The sequence below is a fragment of the Plantactinospora alkalitolerans genome, assembly GCF_015690345.1.
Classification (GTDB): domain Bacteria; phylum Actinomycetota; class Actinomycetes; order Mycobacteriales; family Micromonosporaceae; genus Plantactinospora; species Plantactinospora alkalitolerans.
This window is the reverse complement of record NZ_JADPUN010000047.1, coordinates 1-19541: the sequence shown is the minus strand read 5'-3', so window position 1 is coordinate 19541 and position 19541 is coordinate 1. Positions and strand designations below refer to the sequence as shown.

Below are 19541 nucleotides of genomic sequence, written 5' to 3'. Positions count from 1 at the left end.
GTGCTGCTGCTGCCCGGCCAGGAGGACCAGGCGATCTGGCGGTACTTCGCCTCGCTGGCCTTTCCGCCGGAGGAGCAGGTGCGGGCGGTGCTCGGCGCGCTGCGTCCGGACCGCCCGCTCTCCACCCCCGCCCTCGAACCGATCGTCGACCTGCGCCGGGCCCGGCTGGAGCTGATGCTCAAGGTGCTCGACGTCGACGGCGCGGTACGCCGGGTCCGGGGCGGCTGGCTGGCCACCGGCGAGCCGTGGCACTACGACGCGGCCCGGTTGCACCGGGTGGCGCAGGCGCGCACCGCCGAGCAGCAGGCCATGCGGGAGTACGCGACGACCGACGGCTGCCGGATGGAGTTCCTCCGGCGGTGCCTGGACGATCCGGCGGCCACCCCCTGCGGGCGCTGTGACCGTTGCGACGCTCCACGGTTCGGGTCCGAGGTGTCCGCGCCCGCGCTCGCGGCGGCGCAGGCGTTCCTCGGCCGCCCCGGAGTGGAGATCCCGCCGAAGAAGCTCTGGCCGACCGGGCTGGAGGCGGTCGGCGTACCGCTGCGCGGCAAGATCGGTGCCGCCGAGCAGGCGTACCCCGGGCGGGCCGTCGGGCGGCTGTCCGATCTCGGTTGGGGCGGGCGACTGCGCGCCCTGACCGGCCCGGACGCGCCGGACGCGGCCCTGCCGGACGACGTGGCGACCGCCGTGATCGAGGTGCTGAAGGCCTGGGCGCACGGCGACGATCCCTGGCCGGACCGGCCGGTCGGGGTGGTGGCCGTCGGCTCGCGCCGCCGGGCCCGGCTGGTCCGTGGACTGGCCGCCCGGATCGCCGAGGTCGGTCGGCTGCCACTGCTGGGCGAGGTGGCAGCCCGGACCGGAGAGCCGGTCGACTCGGGCCCGCGGGGCAACAGCGCCCAGCGGGTACGCGCACTGCACGGCGCCTTCGAGGTGCCGGAGCCGCTGGCGGAGGCCCTCGCCGGGCTGACCGGTCCGGTGCTGCTTGTCGACGATCTGGTCGACTCGGGCTGGACCATGACGATGGTCGCCCGGCTGCTGCGCCGGGCGGGCGCACCCGGGGTACTGCCGTTGGCGCTCGCGGTGGCGGGCTGAGCAGGCGGGTCAGCCGGGTCGGCCGTAGCCGCGGATCGGCTGGTAGTCGACCCGCTCGATCCTGATCCGGGTGCCGGTACGCGGCGCGTGGATGATCTTGTCGTCGCCGATGTAGATCCCGACGTGGTGCAGGTCGCGGTAGTAGAAGACCAGATCGCCCGCCTGCCGTGCGGCCCGGCTCACCTGCGGAACGGCTCGCCACTGCCGGGCCGCGTTGTGCGGCAGCCGTACGCCGGCAGCAGCCCACGCGGCCGAGGTCAGGCCGGAGCAGTCGTACCCGTCGGGGCCGGACCCGCCCCACCGGTACCGCTTGCCGAGCTGCGCGTACGCGAACCGCACCGCCTTCGCGGCGGCTCCGGTGCCCGGCGGGGGCAGCCGGGGTGCGGCCTCGTCCGGCAGGCCCGCCGAGGGATCGGGCAGGTGGGACAGTCGGGCCAGCTCGGTCTCGATCGAGAGCTTCCGGGCGGCGAGTTGCCGCTCCTGGCCACGCTGCCGGACGGCCAGCGCCTCGGCGGTACGCCGGGCGGCCGCCAGTCGTGCGTGGGACTCGGCCAACCGCGCGACGACCCGGTGCTGCTCCCGGGTGAGCCGGTCGAGCAGGATCAGCGGGTCCACCAGGTTGTCCGGTGTCGCGGCGCTGAGCAACGTACCCATGATGCCCAGCGAACGGGCGTCGCCGGTCCGGTAGGCGTGCACCGCCAATCGGCTGGCCTCGGCCCGGTGCGCCTCGATCGAGCGTTCCAGCGGCCCCATCTCGGCGTGGATCGCCGCGCTGCTCGCCTGGGTCTCGCGCAACTCCTCGCGCAGGTCGTTGTACCGCTCGACGACGATCTCCAACTGCTCGGCCATCGCGTCGAGCTGCTTTTCGATCGGATCGGCGACCGGAGCTGCCCGGCCCGGAGTCGGAGCGAGGGCCAACGCGACGGTCATCCCGGCGGCGAGGGCGGCGGCGCGACGTGGCAATGCGATGGTCGGCACGACCCTTCAACGATCGACGCCCGGTCCGGGTCGCGCGTTGCCGGGAGAATCTGTCCGGACGCGTACCGTAATCGAAGCCCTCGGTTGGATACGGTCGGTGACCGGACGTGCGGCGGCACCTGACCGGGAGGTAACCTGCCCGGCGTGACCCAGGAGCAGCCCGCGGGAGTCGCCGACCGGACCGGTGGCTCCGGCGTTCCCGAGACGTCGGGAGCGGAGGTGTCCGCCGTACCGGACCGGGGTACCGTCCGACTCGCGCTCACCCTGGGTGGCCTGGTCCTGGCCCTGCTCGCCGGCTTCGGCCTCGGCAGGCTGGACACCGGGAGCGCGGCACCCGTCACCGGCCCGCTGCCGAGCAGCACCGACGGCGGGCACAGTCACCCGCCGGGGATGGGCCCGCACGAGCATCCGACCGGTGCCGCCAGCCCGGGACCCGGCGGCGACCCGGGCGGCCTGGCGGTGAGCGCCGCCGGGTACACCCTGGTGCCCACCGGCACCTCCCTGACCGCCGGCCGCCGTCAGGACTTCCGGTTCCAGGTGCGTGGCGCGGATCGTCGCGCGGCCACCGGGTTCGCCTTGGTGCATGAGAAGCCGCTGCACATGATCGTGGTCCGTCGGGACCTCACCGGCTACCAGCATCTGCACCCGACGATGGCACCGGACGGGACCTGGAGCGTGCCGCTCACCCTGCCGACGCCGGGCGTCTGGCGGGCGTACGCCGACTTCACGGTGCTGGACGCCACAGCGGGGCAGGTTCCGGTGACGCTCGGCGTCGACCTGGTGGCGGCCGGTGCGTACGCCCCGCAGCCGCTTCCGCCGGCGGCCCGGGAGGCCACGGTCGACGGGTTCACCGTCACCTACGAGGGCACACCGCAGGTCGGTGCCACCCAGCCGCTGCTGTTCCGGGTCTTCTCCGGCGGCAACCCTGTCTCCGCGCTGGAGCCCTACCTCGGCGCGTTCGGGCACCTGGTGGCGCTGCGGGAGGGCGACCTGGGCTACGTGCACGTCCATCCGGAGGCGGAGCTGGCGGGCGGGGCGGTGAAGTTCTGGCTGGCCGCGCCGAGTCCGGGCCGCTATCGGCTGTACCTCGACTTCCAGGTGGCCGGGGCGGTACACACCGCCGAGTTCACCCTGACCGTCGCCTGACCGTCTGGCCGGCCCGCCGCTGGCCGCCGGACATGGCCCCGGCCGGCCGCCGCTACCCGGCTCGCCGGACCTGTCGGTGGGCCAGGTAGCGCAGCATGTCGCGGATCAACTTCTTCTCCTCGGGCGCCACGGCGGGATCGGTGAGCCGAGTCATGATCACCCTCAGGTCGGCATCCACCGGTGGCTCGACCCGGTCCCGCCGGGTGAGGCTGGTCGGCTCGCCGTCGGGCAGGCCGAGCGCCCGGAACGCCGCACCGACCGGAACGTCGAGGGCGGAGCAGAATCCGCGTACCTTGGCCAGCTCCGGGTAGTCCTGCCAGTCGCCGGCGAGCCAGCGGAAGACGGTCGAGCGGCCGACTCCGGTCTGGGCGGCCACGTCGCTGACCGTCCAGCCGTGCTCGCTCTTGGCGTCGTCGATGGCACGCCGCACGAAGCGGGCGAACGCTGCCTGCGGCGAGTCTTGTGCAGCACCGATGCTCAGCGGAAATCCCTTTCGCCAGACCTCGGATGGTCGTTTTGAGACTAGTCCGAGCCTGTGGTGGAGAAATCCGACTGACCGACCATCCCATCGGTACCCTTGGCCAGATATCGCATCCGGTCACCGGCCGACCACGCCGATATCGGCAGCGGCCTCGCCTCGCCTCGCCTCGTCCCCGCCCCGGTCGCGGCGCCGGTCCCGGTTCCAGCGCCGGCCCGGGTCCGGGCTCGGGCCGGACTACCCGGACCGGGCCTGCCGGTCCAGCAGGGTCTGGAGCCGGGGGGTGAGCTGCCACTCGCCGACGAGTGCCCGGTACTCGTCCCGTTGCGGGCCGGTCGGCCCGGCTCCGGTGTACCGGGCGCGCAGCAGCAGATTGCGCGGCGTGTGCTGCGAGTCGACGAATTCGACCACCTCGACCCGGTAGCCGTGCAGGCGCAGCAGCGCCGCCCGGAGGGCATCGGTGAGCACGTCGGCGAAGCGTTCCCGCAGGATGCCCTGCCGGACCAGCGGGTCGTACGGGCCGGGGGCCGGATGGCTCCGCAGCTGCGCGGCGAGGTCGTGGTGGCAGCACGGGGCGGCCAGCACCCAGCGTGCCCGCCAGCCCACCGCCCGGGCGAGAGCCTCGTCGGTCGCGGTGTCGCACGCGTGCAGGGCCAGGACGAGATCGGGCGGGGGTTCCACCGCCGCGTCTCCGATCGTGCCGGCCACGAAACGGACCTGCTCGGCGCAGCCGAGTTCGTGGGCGAGCGCGGTGTTGCGCTGGCGCTGGTCCTCGCGTACGTCCACGCCGACCAGTTCGACGTCGATGCCCCGACCGGACAGGTAGCGGTACGCCGCGAAGGTCAGGTACGCGTTGCCACAGCCGAGGTCGACCACCCGCAGCGGGCCGGTCAGATCGTCGGGCAGGGTCGCCGCCAGGGTGCGCAGGAACGCGTCGACCTGACGTCGCTTGGCGGCGCTGCCGCCGATCGCCGTGAACAGCGGATCGCCGGGATCGAGGAGGTGCTCCTTGGCGCGGTCGTGCGAGCCGGCCGGATCCGCTCCGCGTTGTGCGGCGACCCGGTGCACCTGTGCCTCGCCCCGCTTGGTGACCCGGAGTTGCAGGGTCGCCGTCGCCGTCTCGACGTGCCAGTTGCCGAACGGTTCGGCCAGCAGCGCGTCCACCGCGGCGTGCGCCTCGGGTCCGGGTTCGACGTTCCGGGTGTACGGACGGGCACCGTCGTCGGTGACGATCTGCAACCGGGAGCCGGACTTGAGGGCCACCGGGCGGAGTTCGGCGCGTACCACCGTGGGTGGTTCGCCCCGTCGTCGCCCGGCGGCGACGGCGCGGGTCAGTTCCGGGTCGAGCAGCAGCGCCCGTACTTCGGCGAGCGCCACGTCGAGATGCTGCGGCATTTTTCCATTCTCCGCCGGTCTTCCCCGGCCTGGTCGCCGGCTGCCGGAGTCAGCGGAGGCGCCCGGTGCCGGGCGCTTCCGGCAGGTACTGGTGGCCGGGTCGGAACCCGACCACCTGGCTCGGCGCGCGGTGCTCAGTTGTCGGTCGACTGCTCGCCGGCGGAACCGGTTCCCCGCCGCCGACGCCGCCGACGCGGCTTGTTGACGGCCGCATCCCCGTCGACCACCGTCGGTGCGCCACCAGCGGTGCCGTCGGTGGTCTCGGTTGCCAGACCGACTCCGGCCTCCACGGTCTCGGGCGTTCCGGCCGTCTCGGCGACGACCTCGCCGGCCCGACGCCGGCGGCGCTGCCGCCGTCGCGGCTCGTCCGAACCGGTGACCTCGGCTTCGGGTCCGACCGGCTCGGGCGGGCTGGTACTCCGGCTGCTGCCACCACGCCGGTCGCGGGACCGCGCCGCACCGTCGCCGCGACCCGGGCCACGACGACCGGCCGTACCCCTGGACCGGCCGCCACCGAGGTCCTCCTCGACCTCGGCGGAGAGCCCGGCCCGGGTCCGCTCGGCGGACGGCAGCGTGCCGGCGACGTCGGTCGGGATGTCGAGGTCCGTGTAGAGATGGGCCGAGGTGTGGTACGTCTCCGGCGGTTCCGGCATCTCCAGCCCGAGGGTCTTGTCGATGATCCGCCAACGGGGCATGTCGTCCCAGTCGACGAAGGTCACCGCGACACCCGTCGCGCCGGCCCGACCGGTACGGCCGATCCGGTGCGTGTAAGTGTCCTGGTCCTCGGGACAGTCGTAGTTGATGACGTGGGTGACACCTGTGACGTCGAGCCCGCGCGCCGCCACGTCGGTGGCGACCAGTACGTCGATCTTCCCGGCCCGGAACGCCCGCAGTGCCCGCTCCCGGGCGCCCTGACCCAGGTCACCGTGTACGGCCGCGACCGCGAACCCGCGGAAGTCGAGGTCCTCGGCAACCCGGTCGGCGGCCCGCTTGGTACGGGTGAAGATCATGGTCAGGCCACGTCCCTGGGCCTGCATGATCCTGGCGACGATCTCGATCTTGTTCATCGAGTGGGTGCGGTAGACCAGTTGCTCGGTCTGCGGGGACGGTCCGGTCTCGGCGGTGTGCCCGGCGTGGATGGTCACCGGCTGGCGCAGGAAACGCCGGGACAGCGCGACGATGGGATCCGGCATGGTGGCCGAGAAGAGCATCGTCTGCCGGTCCTCCGGCAGCATCGCCAGGATCTTCTCGACGTCGTCGAGGAAGCCCAGGTCGAGCATCCGGTCCGCCTCGTCGAGGACCAGCGCGTGCACCCGGTCCAGTCGGAGGTGCTTCTGCTTGGCCAGGTCCAGCAACCGGCCGGGCGTACCGACCAGGATCTCGACGCCCTTGCGGAGCGCGTCGACCTGCGGCTCGTACGCGACACCGCCGTAGATCGGCAGCACCCGTACGTTCCGGGTCTTGCCGGCCGCGGCGAGATCCTTCGCGACCTGTAGGCCGAGTTCGCGGGTCGGTACGACGACGAGTGCCTGCGGCACGCCGTCGCTGCCCTCGCCGGGCGCGAAGACCCGGTCCAGCAGCGGTACGCCGAAACCGAGGGTCTTGCCGGTGCCGGTGGGAGCCTGGCCGATCAGGTCGGTGCCGCGCAGGCCGATCGGCAGCGCGTACTCCTGGATGGCGAAGGCCCGGGTGATGCCGACCGCAGCGAGTGCGGCGACCGTTTCCTCACGTGCTCCGAGTTCCGCGAACGTGGGAGCCTCGGGGCGGACTGGGGCGTCGGCGGTTAGCGCCTCGCCGGCCATGACCTCTTCGATGTGATCGCTCATGTGGTTGTGGGGGTGCCCTCTCGTGGTGCGCCCCGTTCGTCCGAAGGGCGCGATGTCGGTATGGCGCGGGCCACACGGTTGACGGCTGAACCGCCGAGAAAGACCGGGCCGCACGCGCGCCGCGGAGCAGAATTTCCGGGAACCGACAGGACCCGTGGATCTCTGCCGCCTGCGGCAACTGATCCATGTTACCTGAGCCGGGTAAATGTCGTCTCGGGTCGGTCGGCCTCGCCGTCCACGGGGGTGGGTCGGTGTGACATCCGTTACACCCGGTCGGGGCCGGCGATCTGTCCCGGATGCCCGTTACCGGAGCGCCGGGCCACCACCGTTCGGAATCCGTCCGTCTCCCCACGTAGGGGGCCCGGCCGGTGTCGCCGGGCGGTAACCTGCGGGCGTGTCCGCCCCCGCAGAGCCCGCCCGGGCCGCTTCCGCCGCATCCGTTCCCGCTGTCCCGGTTGTCGCCGAGCCCGTAGATCCGACGGCTTCGGCAGCCGTCGTGGACCTGCTCGGCCTGGTCGCCTACGGCGAACTGGTCGCCTTCGACCGGATGGCCGCGGACGCCCGGTTGGCGCCTGACCTGGCCCGACGTGCCATGTTGAGCGAGATGGCGGCCGTGGAGATCGCGAACTACCGGCGGCTCGCCGATCGGCTCACCGAACTCGGCGTGGTACCCGGCGAGGCGATGTCCCCGTTCGTGCCGGCCCTGGGGTCGTACCACGACTCGACCGAGCCCAAGGACTGGCTGGAGGCGCTGACCAAGGCGTACGTCGGCGACGGTGTCGCGGACGACTTCTTCCGGGAGATGGCGGCCCTCCTCGCCGAACCCGACCGGCAACTCGTGCTCGACGTCCTGCACGACTCCCGGTACGACGAGTTCGCCGGTCAGGAAATCCGACTTGCCATCGCGGCCGACCCGAAGGTCGCGAACCGACTGTCGATGTGGGCACGCCGACTGGTCGGGGAGGGTTTGTCCCAGGCCGGACGGATCGCCACCGAGCGGATGACGCTGACGACCCTGATCGCCAGCGGTTTCGACGACCAGGCCGGGGTGCAGGTCCTGTTCAAGCGGATCACCGCCGCGCACACCGTCCGGATGTCCGCGGTGGGGCTGAACAACTGACCTTCGAGGCCAACCGGCCCTCGACGTCCCAACCGACCTTCGAGGCCAACCGGCCCTCGACGTCCCAACCGACCTTCGAGGCCAACCGGCCCTCGACGTCCCAACCGGCCTTCGACGTCAACCGACCCGCGACGTCCCAACCGGCCTTGGAGGCCGGTTGGCCTTCGGCACCAACCCCGCCGTGGCGGGGAGGGATCAGCGGGAGACGAACCCGACCGCCCGGGGCGACGCCTCGGCGATCTCGACGTAGGCCACCTTGTTGACGGGCACGATGACCCGCCGGCCCTTCTCGTCCGTCAGCGACAGGGTGCCGTTGTTGGTGAGGGCGTCCGTCACGATCTGCTCGATCTCGGCCGGCGTCTGCGCGCTCTCCAGGACCAGCTCGCGCGGCGCGTACTGCACGCCGATCTTGACCTCCACGGGGCCTCCTCATTCGGGGCGAAAGATCCGCCGTCGGCAAGGCTATCCGATTGGCGGGGGTAACCGTCAGGCCGACTCGCCCTGTAGTGGAAAGCTCGCGATTCCCCGCCAGGACAGGCCGGTGAGCAGCGCCTCCGCTTCGGCCTTCGGCACCTTCCGGCCACCGGCCAACCAGAACTGGGCCGCCGTCTCGGCCGCGCCGACCAGTCCGGAGGCGAGGAGTTCGGCACGCGACCGGCTCACCCCGGTGTCCGAGATGATGGTGTCGGTGATCGCCGCGATGCAGCCCTGCTCCACCCGCTCGACCCGTTCGCGTACGGCCGGCTCGTTGCGCAGGTCCGACTCGAAGACCAGCCGGAACGCCCCACTCTCGTGGTCGACGAAGTCGAAGTAGGCCCGAACGGCCCCGCTGACCCGTTCCTTGTTGTCGCTGGTCGCCGCCATGGCTTCCTGGACCTTCGCCACGATCGCGTCGCAGTGGGTGTCCAGCAACGCCAGATAGAGCTCCAGTTTTCCGGGAAAGTGCTGGTAGAGGACGGGCTTCGACACCCCGGCGCGCTCGGCGATGTCGTCCATCGCGGCCGAGTGGTACCCCTGGGCGACGAACACCTCCTGGGCCGCCGCGAGAAGTTGCTTACGCCGTGCCGAGCGCGGCAGACGAGTTGGTCGGCCGGCTGTCTGCGCGCCGTTTCCCACCTGGGTCATGGTCACCTCCGCTTCACCTCGCACGCCACCGACGCATTCACGAACCGGCGGGGGGTACATGACTCGACTGCCGAATTAGCCCGCCGCTGTAACTTATCGGCACTGCCACCACACGGTAGCCTCAGCGGGGGCGACCAAGGAGCGCACGGTGGACGAAACAGGGCAACCCGGAGCCCCCACACCGGGAGAGCACGCCAACGGGGCAGGTCCGCAGGGTGATTCGGCCCGCTCGGCCAATGGCTGGGCGGCCGACGCGGGCTGGTCCGGTGCTGAGATCGGCGTCGATTCGAACGGGCGGCAGTGGCATCAGCCGGCTGAGCCGGTGGTGTCGCACGGGTGGGGTGACCGTTCCGCGCAGTACGTTCCCCGGCCGCTACCGGTGTCGCCCGGCATTCCGATCCGCGAAGTCCGGCAACCTGTCAACGGCGTACACCTGGGTGAGGCGCAGGAGACCGAGCGCGGGTGGACCGGCGGGCGGGCGGTGCCCGACGAGGCGGCCTATCCGTACGAGGCGGACGTCGCCGAGCCGGCCGAACGGCGGGCACCCGGGCCGGACCCGGCGAGCGGTCCGGGACCGGACCATCCGGGGCATCCGCTGTCGCAGCCCCACTACGACGAGGTGGACGCTGCCGGACCGGCACGACACGCCTTCGGTGACCAGGAGCGTGGCGCCGGACAGTTCGCTCAACCGCCGCCGTGGCGAGAGCCGAGCCAGCCCGGCCAGCCGGTGCCGACCTCTGGTCCGCCGGCCAGTTTCTCGGCGCCGCCGGCAGCGGTATCCGCGCCGCCGGCCAGTTTCTCCGCCCCCTTCCCCGCGTCCTTCTCCTCACCGCCGGCAGCGGTGTCGGGCCCGCCGGCGGCGATGTCCGGTCCGTTCTCGGCCGCGGTGTCGGGTCCACCGGCTTCGGTGTCCGGCCCGCCGGCAGCGGGCCCGGTCGCCCCGGCCAACCCTGCATCGGAGTACCTGGTGCCGGCGGACTTCGAGCGCCCTCACTACGACCGACCGGTGACCGAGCGGACCGCGCTGATGCCGGCGGTTCCCCGTCAGCCCGACCAGGTTCCGAACCACGTTCCCGTCGCCGACCAGGGCGGATCGCCGGTTCGAGGCTGGCGCGACGCCCAGCAGGACGAGCGTGCGGCACCGCCGGCCGCCCCCGCCGACGCGCGGAGCGGAGATGCCGGGACCTGGTCGCCCGGCTGGGCCCCGCCCTGGGCCTCCGGTGGGGCTGTCGCCGACCAGCAGGGCCTGCGGGACGGCGAGCGGTCCCACCGCGCGGAGCCCGTCCCAGAGCCCGAGCAGGGCCGGGACGCGGAGGCGCCCCGGGAGCGCGAGCACTGGTCGCCGTCGAATTGGGCCGATCAAGCGGCACAGCGGGCGCCCGAGCAGCCGCCGCAGGCTGCCAGGGCGTCCGGATTCCAGGACGGCTATCCCCAGGTGTTCAACGGGCCCGGCTATTCCGGCGGCCCGGCTGTCGCCCGAGGCGTGCCGGCGGCGACCCCGGAGGCGTCGTCCCAGCAGGCCGGGACGAACGACTTCGGCGGCCCTGTCGGGCCCGCCGCCCTGACAACCCCGCCGGGCCCGGAGTCCCCGGGTTACCTACCGGGGCCGGGCGGGTTCTCCGGTACCTCTGGTGCGGAGTCGGCCGGTTATCTGCCAGGACCCGGTGGGTTGGCGGCCGCGCCCAGCCCGTCGTCGCCGGGTTATCTACCTGGGCCGGGCGGGCTGGCTGCCGGCGGTCCGAACGTCGATCCGGCGAGTTATCCACCGGGATCTTCCGGAGCCGGGCTCCCCCCCGGCAGGGAACCGTCGGGCTTTCCGTCGGGGCCGACCGGGGCGGCGCCGTCGCCGTCGGATGCGGGCGCGTCGGGTTATCCGTCCGCCCACGGTGGTGCCGGAATCCCGTCCGGCGGCGAGTCCTCGGGCTACCCGCCCGCGCACGGCAGCGTCGGCCACGGCAGCGTCGGCCACGGTGGTGCCGAGCAGGGCAGCGCCGGGCACGGACCGGCTGCCGACCCGCCGGGCTATCCGTCGGGACCGGGCGGGATGGCGCCCTCGGCGCCGGCCGCGCCGCCGGCTGCGGAGCCGTCGAGTTATTCGGCCGGGTTCGGTGGTGCCGGGCTTCCGCCCGGCGCGGAGCCGTCGAGCTACTCGGCCGGGTTCGGTGGTGCCGGGCTCCCACCCGGCGCGGAGCCGTCGAGCTACTCGGCTGGATTCGGTGGTGCCGGGCTTGCACCCGACGCGGAGCCGCCGGGCTATCCGGCCGGACCGGGGCCGGTCAGGCCGTCCCCGGCCTCGGAGTCGCCGGGCTATCCGGGCAGCACCCGATCGGCCGCCTATCCACCCCGCCGGGAAGCCCTGGCGTTGCCGACGGCGCCGACCCAGCCGGAGCCGGCGTACCGGTATCCGGAGCCGGCACCGGCGGAACCCGCGTCCCGGCCAGCGGACTCCAGCCTCGACGTGCTGCCGCAACGGGTGCCCGCCGAGCCGGACGTACCGACCGTGCCGGAGCCGCCCGCCGCGGAGCCGCCCGCCGAGACGCCGGAACTCGCCCGAATCGCAACCCACCTGCGTCGGGAGGATGGAGCGGCACAACTGCACGAGCGACCGGACGGTTTCGACGTCAACGCGATCCTCGCCGCGGTGCGGGGGGTGGCCGGGGTACGGGACGCCTCGTTGCGTACCACTCCGGCGGGCGCGCACAGCCTGCGGCTGGACCTCTCCGACGGTGCCGACCCCGCCGAGGTGAGTCGCCAGGTGGCACGGCTGCTCCAGGAGCGGATGGGGCTGGCCGCCGCACCACAGAATCTGCCCGGCCCACCTGCCGCGGGTCCGCCCGGCTTCGGCGCACCGCCGTCCGGCGCCCCCACGGCCACCTACGGATCGGGACCGGCGGGGCAGTTCCCGGCCGGGCCCCGGGAGGCGGCACCGGCCCCTCATACCGAGCCGTCGACCGAGGAGCCCCGTCGACGCCGGCAGGCACCGAGCCACCGGGGGCGGGCCGTCGTCGGGGAGCAGCCGCCGGGGTCACCCGCCGAAGCCCTCCGCGGGGCACCGGCCGGTACGCCCGGAGTCAGCCCCGGTACGGCCGGCACCTCGTACTCCGGCAGTCAGGTGACGACGACCGAGACGGCGCCGTCCCGGCCGCTCAACCCGGGATCACCGCCGGGGCCCCGCGTGATCATCGACCACGTGCAGGTGAGCACGTTCGGCCTGGACGCCACCGTCGAGGTCCGGCTCGCCGCCGGGGAACATCCGGCGACCGGGCTGGCCACCGGCCCGGCGGTAGACGGGTACGTCCTGCGCCTCTGCGCGGTCGCGGCGGCGGCGGCGGTCGACGAACTTCTGAGCGCCTCGACCCGGGTGACCGAACGGGGCCGGTGCTTCGTGGAGCACGCCGCGGTGGTGCCGTTCGGCAGTTGTGAGGTGGCCACCGTGGTGGTCCTGCTGGTCTGCGACGGCTGGGTCGAGCAACTCGCCGGATCGGCGCTGGTCGCCGGTGACCCGCGGCAGGCGGTGGTCCGCGCCACCCTGGCCGCGGTGAACCGTCGGCTTGAGGCGTTGCTCACCTGAACGCGGCCACGGAGCGCGTGGAACCGGCAGCGCAATCGTGACGACCAGGGAGGAGACGCGCACGCCGGCGTCTCCGCCCGGTGCCCTCGCGGTCGGCGCCCTCCGCAGCGGTCGGCACGATCGTTCTGGCCCCGGCACACTTGATTCATGAAGCGTGCGCTGTTGGAGGCGGACGAGTCGATCGCCCGGGACGAGATGCCACCGCCGTGGCCCGGCCGGGCCGTACGGATCGACGGCTCCGTCACGTACGTCCGGGACACCCCGGCGACCAGGCCGGGCGCCGAGCCGGCGCTGTACGTCCACGGACTCGGCGGCTCGGCGCAGAACTGGACGGATCTCGCCGGCCTGCTCGCCGACCGCCTGGACGGCCAGTCGATCGATCTGCCCGGATTCGGCCGAAGTGATCCGGGTCGCCGGTACACCATTCCGGCCCTCGCCGACCGGGTCATCCGGTACATCGAACATTCCGGCCGGGGTCCGGTGCACCTGTTCGGGAACTCGCTCGGCGGAGCCGTCTCGGTACGGGTGGCCGGCCTGCGTCCCGATCTCGTACGCACGCTCACCCTGATCTCGCCGGCGATGCCCTTCCTCGATCCCCGGCGGTCGTTGCAGGGTCGGATGGTGCCGCTGCTGGCGGTGCCCGGGGCGGAACGGTTCGCCTCGCGTTGGCTGACCCAGTTGCCGCCGGAGGAGATGGCCCGCCAGGTGATGGAGGCCTGCGTGGCCGACACGCGGCGGATCTGTGACCAGCGGCGCCAGGAGGCGATCGACGAGATCCGGATCCGGTACACCGCCGAGCACTACGCCTCGGCCTACCTGCGTACGCTGCGCGGGCTGGTCGGCAGTTTCGTCCGGGCGTACCTGCCCGGTGCCGGTTCGCTGTGGCGGATCGCCGGTCTGATCACCGCGCCGACCCTGGTCATCGGCGGTACGCAGGACCGGCTGGTCGACGTCCGGGTGCCGGCCCAGGTGGCTCGGCTGATCCCGGACAGCCGGCTGTTGGTGCTGGACGGCGTCGGGCACGTGCCGCAGATGGAGGTGCCCCGGACGGTGGCCCGGGCGGCGGCCGCGCTGCTGGCCGAGACGGCCCCCGTCCTGGCCGAGCCGGCCCCCCTGCCGGCTGCTGGCCCCGTGCCGGCTGCTGCCCCCGTCCCGGTTGCCGGTGGCCCCGTCCCGGCTGCTGGGTAGGCGCGGCCACCAGGTGGGAGGCTCGTGCCGCCGGTGAGCGCGGGAGCGCTTCCGGGACGGTCCGATGTTCCCAAGGATGCAACAAAACTGGCGGGCCTGGCGTACTAAGTAGGCGTGTGGATCAACGCTCGGCCCGAGCCTCCGGCATCCGGCTCCGCCCCGCCACGCGGTGCGGCGGGGTCGGGACGACGGGGCTCCCGGCGCCGTCCCCGACGCGGTCACCTGCTCGTGGCGTCTCTGCTGTGCGTGGCCGTCGCGATCGCGGTCGTCGCGTTACTGGTGCCGCCGGCCGACCGCTCGGCCGCCGAGGGAGCGCCGACCTCGGCCCCATCCGCCGGGCCGACCACTCCGGCCGGCATCGTTCCCCCGACGCCCACGCCCACTCCCACTCCCACCCTCGTCGTACCGCCGCCACCGGTCCTGCGGCTGGGTGGTCCGGTGCCGTCGAAGGGGTCGGGCAGGTTCACCTACGCGAGCGGTCGGGGTGAGGTGCTCGGCCGGGCCGGAACCCTGCGCCGGTACCGGGTGGCGATGGAGCGGGGTGCCAACGAGGACATCGGGGAGTTCGCCGCGAAGGTGGACGCCTCGCTGGCCGACCCGCGCAGTTGGATCGGCAGCGGGCGGCTGCGGTTGCAGCGGGTCCCCGACGGCGCCGGACACGACTTCACGATCTATCTCGCCACCGCCGGTACGGCCAAGAAGATGTGCGCCGCGTCCGGGGTGAACATCCAGATCAACGGCAGGCCGTACACCTCCTGCCGGGGCACCGGGCGAGTGATCCTCAACCTCGACCGCTGGCGGCTCTCCGTCCCGCACTTCGTCTCCGCCAAGGTGCCGCTGGAGCTGTACCGGACCTACGTCGTCAACCACGAGGTGGGACACGAGTTGGGGCACGGGCACGAGCAGTGCCCGCGTACCGGACGCGCCGCGCCGGTGATGATGCAGCAGACGCTCTTCCTGCGAGGTTGCGTGGCGAACCCGTGGCCGTACCTGCGGGGGAAGCGGCACGCCGGCCCGTCGCTGTGAGCCGGAAGTCCGCCGGGAACCGGTGCCGCACCGCCGGTCGACTTATTCCCGCTCCCGGATTTCGGGCAGGTGTTCCACCTCATGGTCGATTTCACCTCCGGCGAGCGACAATGGCCCGACATGCCACTGTCGATGCGCTCAGCCGCCCGCTGAGCGACGATCGGAACCGGGGAGTCCACCGTGTCACTGCCCCCGCTCGTCGAACCCGCCGCCGAGCTGACCGTTGACGAGATCCGCCGCTACTCGCGCCACCTGATCATCCCGGACGTCGGGGTCGAGGGGCAGAAGCGGCTGAAGAATGCCCGGGTGCTCTGTGTCGGGGCCGGCGGCCTCGGCTCGCCCGCGCTGATGTACCTGGCCGCGGCCGGAGTCGGGACGCTCGGCATCATCGACTTCGACACCGTCGACGAGTCCAACCTGCAACGGCAGATCATCCACGGCCAGTCGGACGTCGGCCGGCCGAAGGCCGAGTCCGCGGCGGCCACCATCCGGGAGATCAACCCGCTGGTTCAGGTGGAGATCCACAACACCGCCCTGGACCGGGACAACGTCAAGGAGATCTTCAGCCAGTACGACCTGATCGTCGACGGGACGGACAACTTCGCCACCCGGTACATGGTCAACGACGCGGCGGTGCTGCTCGGCAAGCCGTACGTCTGGGGGTCGATCTACCGCTTCGACGGGCAGGCGTCGGTGTTCTGGGCCGAGCACGGTCCCTGCTACCGCTGCCTCTACCCGGAGCCGCCGCCGCCCGGGATGGTGCCGTCCTGCGCCGAGGGCGGGGTGCTCGGGGTGCTCTGCGCGTCGATCGGCGCGATCCAGGTGACCGAGGCGATCAAGCTGCTCACCGGGATCGGTGACCCGCTGGTCGGGCGGCTGATGGTGTACGACGCACTGGAGATGTCGTACCGGAAGATCAAGGTCCGTAAGGATCCGGCCTGTGCGCTGTGCGGGGAGAACCCGACCGTGACCGACCTGCTGGAGGACTACGAGGACTTCTGCGGCGCGGTCTCGCCGGAGGCGGAGGAGGCGGTGGCGGACGCCACCATCACCGCCCGGGAGCTGAAGGAATGGCAGGACGCCGGCAAGGACATCTTCCTGGTCGACGTCCGGGAGCCGGCGGAGTACGAGATCGTCCGGATCCCCGGTGCCACGCTGATCCCGAAGGGCGACATCCTGTCCGGCGCGGCCCTGGCCACGCTGCCGCAGGACAAGCAGATCGTGCTGCACTGCAAGTCGGGCGTACGGTCGGCCGAGGCGCTGGCCGCGGTGAAGGCCGCCGGGTTCCGGGACGCGGTGCACGTCCAGGGTGGGGTGCTCTCCTGGATCAAGCAGATCGATCCGTCCCTGCCCGCCTACTGAGGTCCACCCCGACAGTCGTCCGCAACGCCTGATCGCGGGGCAGCTCCCCCTGGAGCTGCCCCGCGACGCGTTTTCCCGGCGGATCGTCCTTCTCCGGACACTGAGCGGTTATCACTTGCCGATACAGGATGTAGTAGATGTACTATCTCCTCGCGTAGGAGTTAGACGGGGAGGTGTAGCTCTATGACCATCGTCGGGCAGCCGGAACGGACACCCGAGCCGGCCGGAGTGTTGCCGGAGCAGCCGGTGCTGGACGTGCGGGACCTGCGGATGCGGTACGGCAGCACGGACGTGCTGACCGGGGTGACCTTCACCGCCCGCCCCGGTGAGGTGCTGACGCTGCTGGGACCGAACGGCGCGGGCAAGACCACGACGATCGAGATCCTGGAGGGGTTCCGGATGCGCTCGGCCGGCGAGGTGACCGTGCTGGGCGTGGACCCGGCCCACGGTGACGAGCGGTGGCGGGCACGGCTGGGCGTGGTGCTCCAGTCCTGGCGGGACCATTCCAAGTGGCGGGTACGCGAACTGCTCGGCCACCTCGGCTCCTACTACCTGCCGTACTCGACCGACCAGGTCCGGCGGCCGTGGGACATCGACGAGCTGGTGGACGTGGTCGGGTTGACGCCGCACGCGCACAAGCGGGTCGGCCGGCTCTCCGGTGGGCAGCGGCGGCGGCTGGACGTCGCGATCGGCATCGTCGGGCGGCCCGAACTGCTGTTCCTCGACGAGCCGACGGCGGGATTCGACCCGGAGGCCCGCCGCGAGTTCCACGACCTCGTGCACCGCCTGTCCGACCTGGAGCAGACCACGATCCTGCTGACCACCCACGACCTGGACGAGGCGGAGAAACTCGCCGACCGGATCCTGATCCTGGCCGGCGGGTCGATCATCGCCGACGGGTCGGCCGAGCAGTTGGCCCGGCGGATGTCCTCGGAGGCCGAGGTGAAGTGGAGCCAGGGCGGCGAGCGTTTCGTGCACGCCACCACCGACGCCACCCGCTACGTCCGGGAGTTGTTCCAGCAGCACGGCGACGGCATCACCGACCTGGAGGTCCGGCGGGCCACTCTGGAGGACACCTACATGGCGCTGGTGCGCGAGTTCGAGTCCGGCCGGGGCGCCACCGCGCTCCGCGAGTTCGAGGGGGCGAACCGGTGAATCCGACCCTGGTGGCGGTCCGAGCCGGCGTGGCGCGCGGTGGGATCGAGGTGCGGCAGAGCCTGACCAACGTGCAGGACCTGTGGAACTACTTCTTCCCGAACTTCGCCTTCCTGGTGGTCATGTTCTTCATGCGGGACGCCACGGTTCCCGGCACGAACTTCTCGCTCGGCGCCCGTACGCTGCCGAGCGTGCTCGGCGGAGGGCTGGCCTTCGGCGCGCTGGTGACGATGATGATGACCCTCACCGTCGAGCGCGAGGACGGCACCCTGCTGCGGGCCAAGGCGGTCCCGAACGGCATGCTCGGCTATCTGGTCGGCAAGGTGGTCCAGGTGGCCGGGATGAGCCTGATCGGCTCCGCGATCCTGGTGATCCCGGGGGTGTTCCTGGTGGACGGCGTGGCGCCCGCCGGCCCCGAAGCCTGGCTGACCCTGCTCTGGGTGCTGGTCCTGGGCCTGGTCGCCTGCCTGCCGCTCGGCGCCATCTTCGGCTCGCTGTTCGCCAACCCGCGCAACGTCGGGGTGATCATGCTGCCCATCATGGGCCTCGTCGCCACCTCGGGGATCTTCTATCCGATCACCAATTTCCCGGTCTGGTTGCAGTGGATCGGCCAGGCGTTCCCGGTCTACTGGCTCGGCCTGGGAATGCGCTCGGCGCTGTTGCCCGACGAACTGGCGGCGGTGGAGCTAGGCGGGTCCTGGCGGCATCTGGAGACGTTCGGCGCACTCGGTGCCTGGGCCGTGCTGGGTGTGGTGGTGGCGCCGATCGTGTTGCGCCGGATGGCCCGCCGGGAGTCCGGGTCGACCGTGGCGGCCCGCAAGGAGAAGGCGTTGCAGAGGATCAACTGATGAGTGAGGCGATCTACAACCGGATCGCGGTACTGCGGGCGGAACGGGGGATCTCGCGCCGTGACCTCGCCGACGCGCTCGGGGTGCACTACCAGACGATCGGCTACCTGGAGCGGGGCGAGTACAACCCCAGCCTGCACCTGGCGCTGCGCATCGCCGAGTACTTCGAGGTGACGGTGGAGGTGGTCTTCTCCACCCAACCCTTCCCCCGGATCGGCGCCGGACAGCGGGCCACGGCCTGAACGTCGGGGCTGGCCCGAACGTCGGGGCTGACCTCGACGGCGGGGCCGGCCCGGTGGGTCAGAGGAGTACCAGGTCGTCGCGGTGCACGACCTCGCGCTCGTACGCCGGGCCGAGCGCGGCGGCGAGTTCCGATGTGGACCGGCCGAGCAGGCTGGGCAACTCCACCGCGTCGTAGTTGACCAGCCCTCGGGCCACCGCGGCACCGGCCGCGTCCACCAGGTCGACCGGGTCCCCGGCGGTGAAGGTGCCGTCCACGGCGGTGATTCCGGCGGGTAGCAGCGACTTCCGCCGACCCACCACCGCCTGGACCGCTCCCGGGTCGAGATGCAGCCGACCCCGGGGCGAGGTGGCGTGGGCGAGCCAGAACAGCCGGGCGGTCGGCCGCTGCCGGACCCGGTGGAAGAGGGTGCCGACATCCGCACCGGCGAGCGCCTCCGGAGCCAGCGATGCGGAGGTCAGCACCACCGGGATGCCGAATCCGGTCGCGATCCGGGCCGCCTCGACCTTGGTGACCATGCCCCCGGTGCCGACCCCGGCCCGGCCGGCCCGGCCGATCGCGACGTCGGCGAGGTCCTGCTCGTCGCGGACCTCCTCGATCCGTACCGTGCCGGGCCGGGCCGGATCGCCGGTGTAGAGCGCGTCGACGTCGGAGAGCAGCACCAGCAGGTCGGCGTGGACCAGCGCGGCCACCAGCGCCGCCAGCCGGTCGTTGTCACCGAACCGGATCTCGTCGGTGGCCACCGTGTCGTTCTCGTTGACGATCGGCACCGCGCCGAGGTCGAGCAGTTTGCGCAGGGTGCGGTAGGCGTTGCGGTAGTGCGCCCGCCGGGTGACGTCGTCGACGGTCAGCAGGACCTGGCCGACCGTACGGCCGTGCCGGGCGAGACCGGCCGAGTAGCGCCCGATCAGCAGTCCCTGCCCGACGCTGGCCGCCGCCTGCTGGGTGGCCAGGTCGCGGGGGCGGCGGGACAGCCCGAGCGGGGCCCTG

The 19541-nt window shown here is 72.6% G+C and carries 15 protein-coding genes and 2 pseudogenes; 10 read left to right on the top strand and 7 right to left on the bottom strand.

Annotated elements, in window-relative coordinates:
* Window positions 1-1092, top strand: a pseudogene (locus I0C86_RS02760) (recombinase RecQ); the annotation flags it as partial.
* 9 nt (window positions 1093-1101) lie between these two features.
* On the opposite strand, the gene I0C86_RS02755 reads toward I0C86_RS02760, so the two are convergent.
* Window positions 1102-2070 carry a C40 family peptidase gene (locus I0C86_RS02755; protein WP_196199588.1) on the bottom strand — a complete coding sequence of 323 codons (969 nt, stop codon included), beginning with the start codon at window positions 2068-2070 and terminating at the stop codon, window positions 1102-1104.
* 144 nt (window positions 2071-2214) lie between these two features.
* On the opposite strand from I0C86_RS02755, the gene I0C86_RS02750 reads away from it, so the two are divergent.
* Entirely contained in the window at window positions 2215-3216 is a 1002-nt protein-coding gene (locus I0C86_RS02750) for a hypothetical protein (RefSeq protein ID WP_323373435.1), read from the top strand.
* Between the two features lie 52 nt (window positions 3217-3268).
* On the opposite strand, the gene I0C86_RS02745 is transcribed toward I0C86_RS02750, so the two are convergent.
* From I0C86_RS02745 to I0C86_RS02735, 3 genes are all read right to left on the bottom strand, one after another.
* Window positions 3269-3691: a helix-turn-helix domain-containing protein gene (locus I0C86_RS02745; protein ID WP_196199592.1), complete on the bottom strand. Its 423-nt coding sequence runs from the start codon at window positions 3689-3691 to the stop codon at window positions 3269-3271.
* 240 nt (window positions 3692-3931) lie between these two features.
* A complete protein-coding gene (locus I0C86_RS02740) occupies window positions 3932-5089 on the bottom strand; it encodes a class I SAM-dependent methyltransferase (RefSeq protein ID WP_196199587.1) in 1158 nt (385 codons plus the stop codon).
* Window positions 5090-5223: 134 nt separating this feature from the next.
* Complete coding sequence (locus I0C86_RS02735; RefSeq protein ID WP_196199586.1) at window positions 5224-6915, bottom strand: DEAD/DEAH box helicase; 1692 nt, start codon at window positions 6913-6915, stop codon at window positions 5224-5226.
* A 394-nt stretch (window positions 6916-7309) separates the two neighbouring features.
* On the opposite strand from I0C86_RS02735, the gene I0C86_RS02730 reads away from it, so the two are divergent.
* A complete protein-coding gene (locus tag I0C86_RS02730) occupies window positions 7310-8035 on the top strand; it encodes a ferritin-like fold-containing protein (RefSeq protein WP_196199585.1) in 726 nt (241 codons plus the stop codon).
* A gap of 195 nt (window positions 8036-8230) precedes the next feature.
* Here I0C86_RS02730 and I0C86_RS02720 read toward each other — a convergent pair whose 3' ends face one another.
* Together I0C86_RS02720 and I0C86_RS02715 are read right to left on the bottom strand one after the other, a co-directional pair.
* Window positions 8231-8455 (bottom strand): DUF3107 domain-containing protein, encoded by a 225-nt coding sequence (locus I0C86_RS02720; RefSeq protein WP_196199584.1) that lies wholly within the window; start codon window positions 8453-8455, stop codon window positions 8231-8233.
* A gap of 66 nt (window positions 8456-8521) precedes the next feature.
* Entirely contained in the window at window positions 8522-9160 is a 639-nt protein-coding gene (locus I0C86_RS02715) for a TetR/AcrR family transcriptional regulator (RefSeq protein ID WP_196199583.1), read from the bottom strand.
* Between the two features lie 1969 nt (window positions 9161-11129).
* On the opposite strand from I0C86_RS02715, the pseudogene I0C86_RS02710 reads away from it, so the two are divergent.
* From I0C86_RS02710 to I0C86_RS02680, 7 genes and pseudogenes are all read left to right on the top strand, one after another.
* Window positions 11130-12731, top strand: a pseudogene (locus I0C86_RS02710) (hypothetical protein); the annotation flags it as partial.
* Window positions 12732-12878: 147 nt separating this feature from the next.
* The gene (locus tag I0C86_RS02705) at window positions 12879-13919 is read left to right on the top strand and encodes an alpha/beta fold hydrolase (RefSeq protein WP_196199582.1); all 1041 of its coding nucleotides are present in this window, start codon (window positions 12879-12881) and stop codon (window positions 13917-13919) included.
* A 228-nt stretch (window positions 13920-14147) separates the two neighbouring features.
* Window positions 14148-14945, top strand: coding sequence for a DUF3152 domain-containing protein (locus tag I0C86_RS02700; protein WP_323373434.1), 798 nt, complete (start codon window positions 14148-14150; stop codon window positions 14943-14945).
* 159 nt (window positions 14946-15104) lie between these two features.
* Window positions 15105-16307, top strand: coding sequence for an adenylyltransferase/sulfurtransferase MoeZ (gene moeZ / locus I0C86_RS02695; RefSeq protein ID WP_196199589.1), 1203 nt, complete (start codon window positions 15105-15107; stop codon window positions 16305-16307).
* A 183-nt stretch (window positions 16308-16490) separates the two neighbouring features.
* Complete coding sequence (locus tag I0C86_RS02690; protein ID WP_196199581.1) at window positions 16491-17462, top strand: ABC transporter ATP-binding protein; 972 nt, start codon at window positions 16491-16493, stop codon at window positions 17460-17462.
* Window positions 17459-18310 carry an ABC transporter permease gene (locus I0C86_RS02685; RefSeq protein ID WP_196199580.1) on the top strand — a complete coding sequence of 284 codons (852 nt, stop codon included), beginning with the start codon at window positions 17459-17461 and terminating at the stop codon, window positions 18308-18310. The genes I0C86_RS02690 and I0C86_RS02685 overlap by 4 nt, the downstream gene beginning before the upstream one ends.
* Window positions 18310-18552, top strand: coding sequence for a helix-turn-helix transcriptional regulator (locus I0C86_RS02680; protein ID WP_196199579.1), 243 nt, complete (start codon window positions 18310-18312; stop codon window positions 18550-18552). Before I0C86_RS02685 ends, I0C86_RS02680 begins: the two co-directional genes overlap by 1 nt.
* Window positions 18553-18610: 58 nt before the next feature.
* Here I0C86_RS02680 and proB read toward each other — a convergent pair.
* A partial coding sequence (gene proB / locus I0C86_RS02675) for a glutamate 5-kinase (protein WP_196199578.1) occupies window positions 18611-19541 on the bottom strand: 931 nt, incomplete at its 5' end.

Excerpts from the sequence above, each read along its gene's own strand:
- I0C86_RS02740 (WP_196199587.1), bottom strand. The coding sequence starts at position 5,089 with ATGCCGCAGCATCTCGACGTGGCGCTCGCCGAAGTACGGGCGCTGCTG.
- I0C86_RS02690 (WP_196199581.1), top strand. The coding sequence starts at position 16,491 with ATGACCATCGTCGGGCAGCCGGAACGGACACCCGAGCCGGCCGGAGTG.
- I0C86_RS02735 (WP_196199586.1), bottom strand. The coding sequence starts at position 6,915 with ATGAGCGATCACATCGAAGAGGTCATGGCCGGCGAGGCGCTAACCGCC.
- I0C86_RS02715 (WP_196199583.1), bottom strand. The coding sequence starts at position 9,160 with ATGACCCAGGTGGGAAACGGCGCGCAGACAGCCGGCCGACCAACTCGT.
- I0C86_RS02705 (WP_196199582.1), top strand. The coding sequence starts at position 12,879 with ATGAAGCGTGCGCTGTTGGAGGCGGACGAGTCGATCGCCCGGGACGAG.
- I0C86_RS02680 (WP_196199579.1), top strand. The coding sequence starts at position 18,310 with ATGAGTGAGGCGATCTACAACCGGATCGCGGTACTGCGGGCGGAACGG.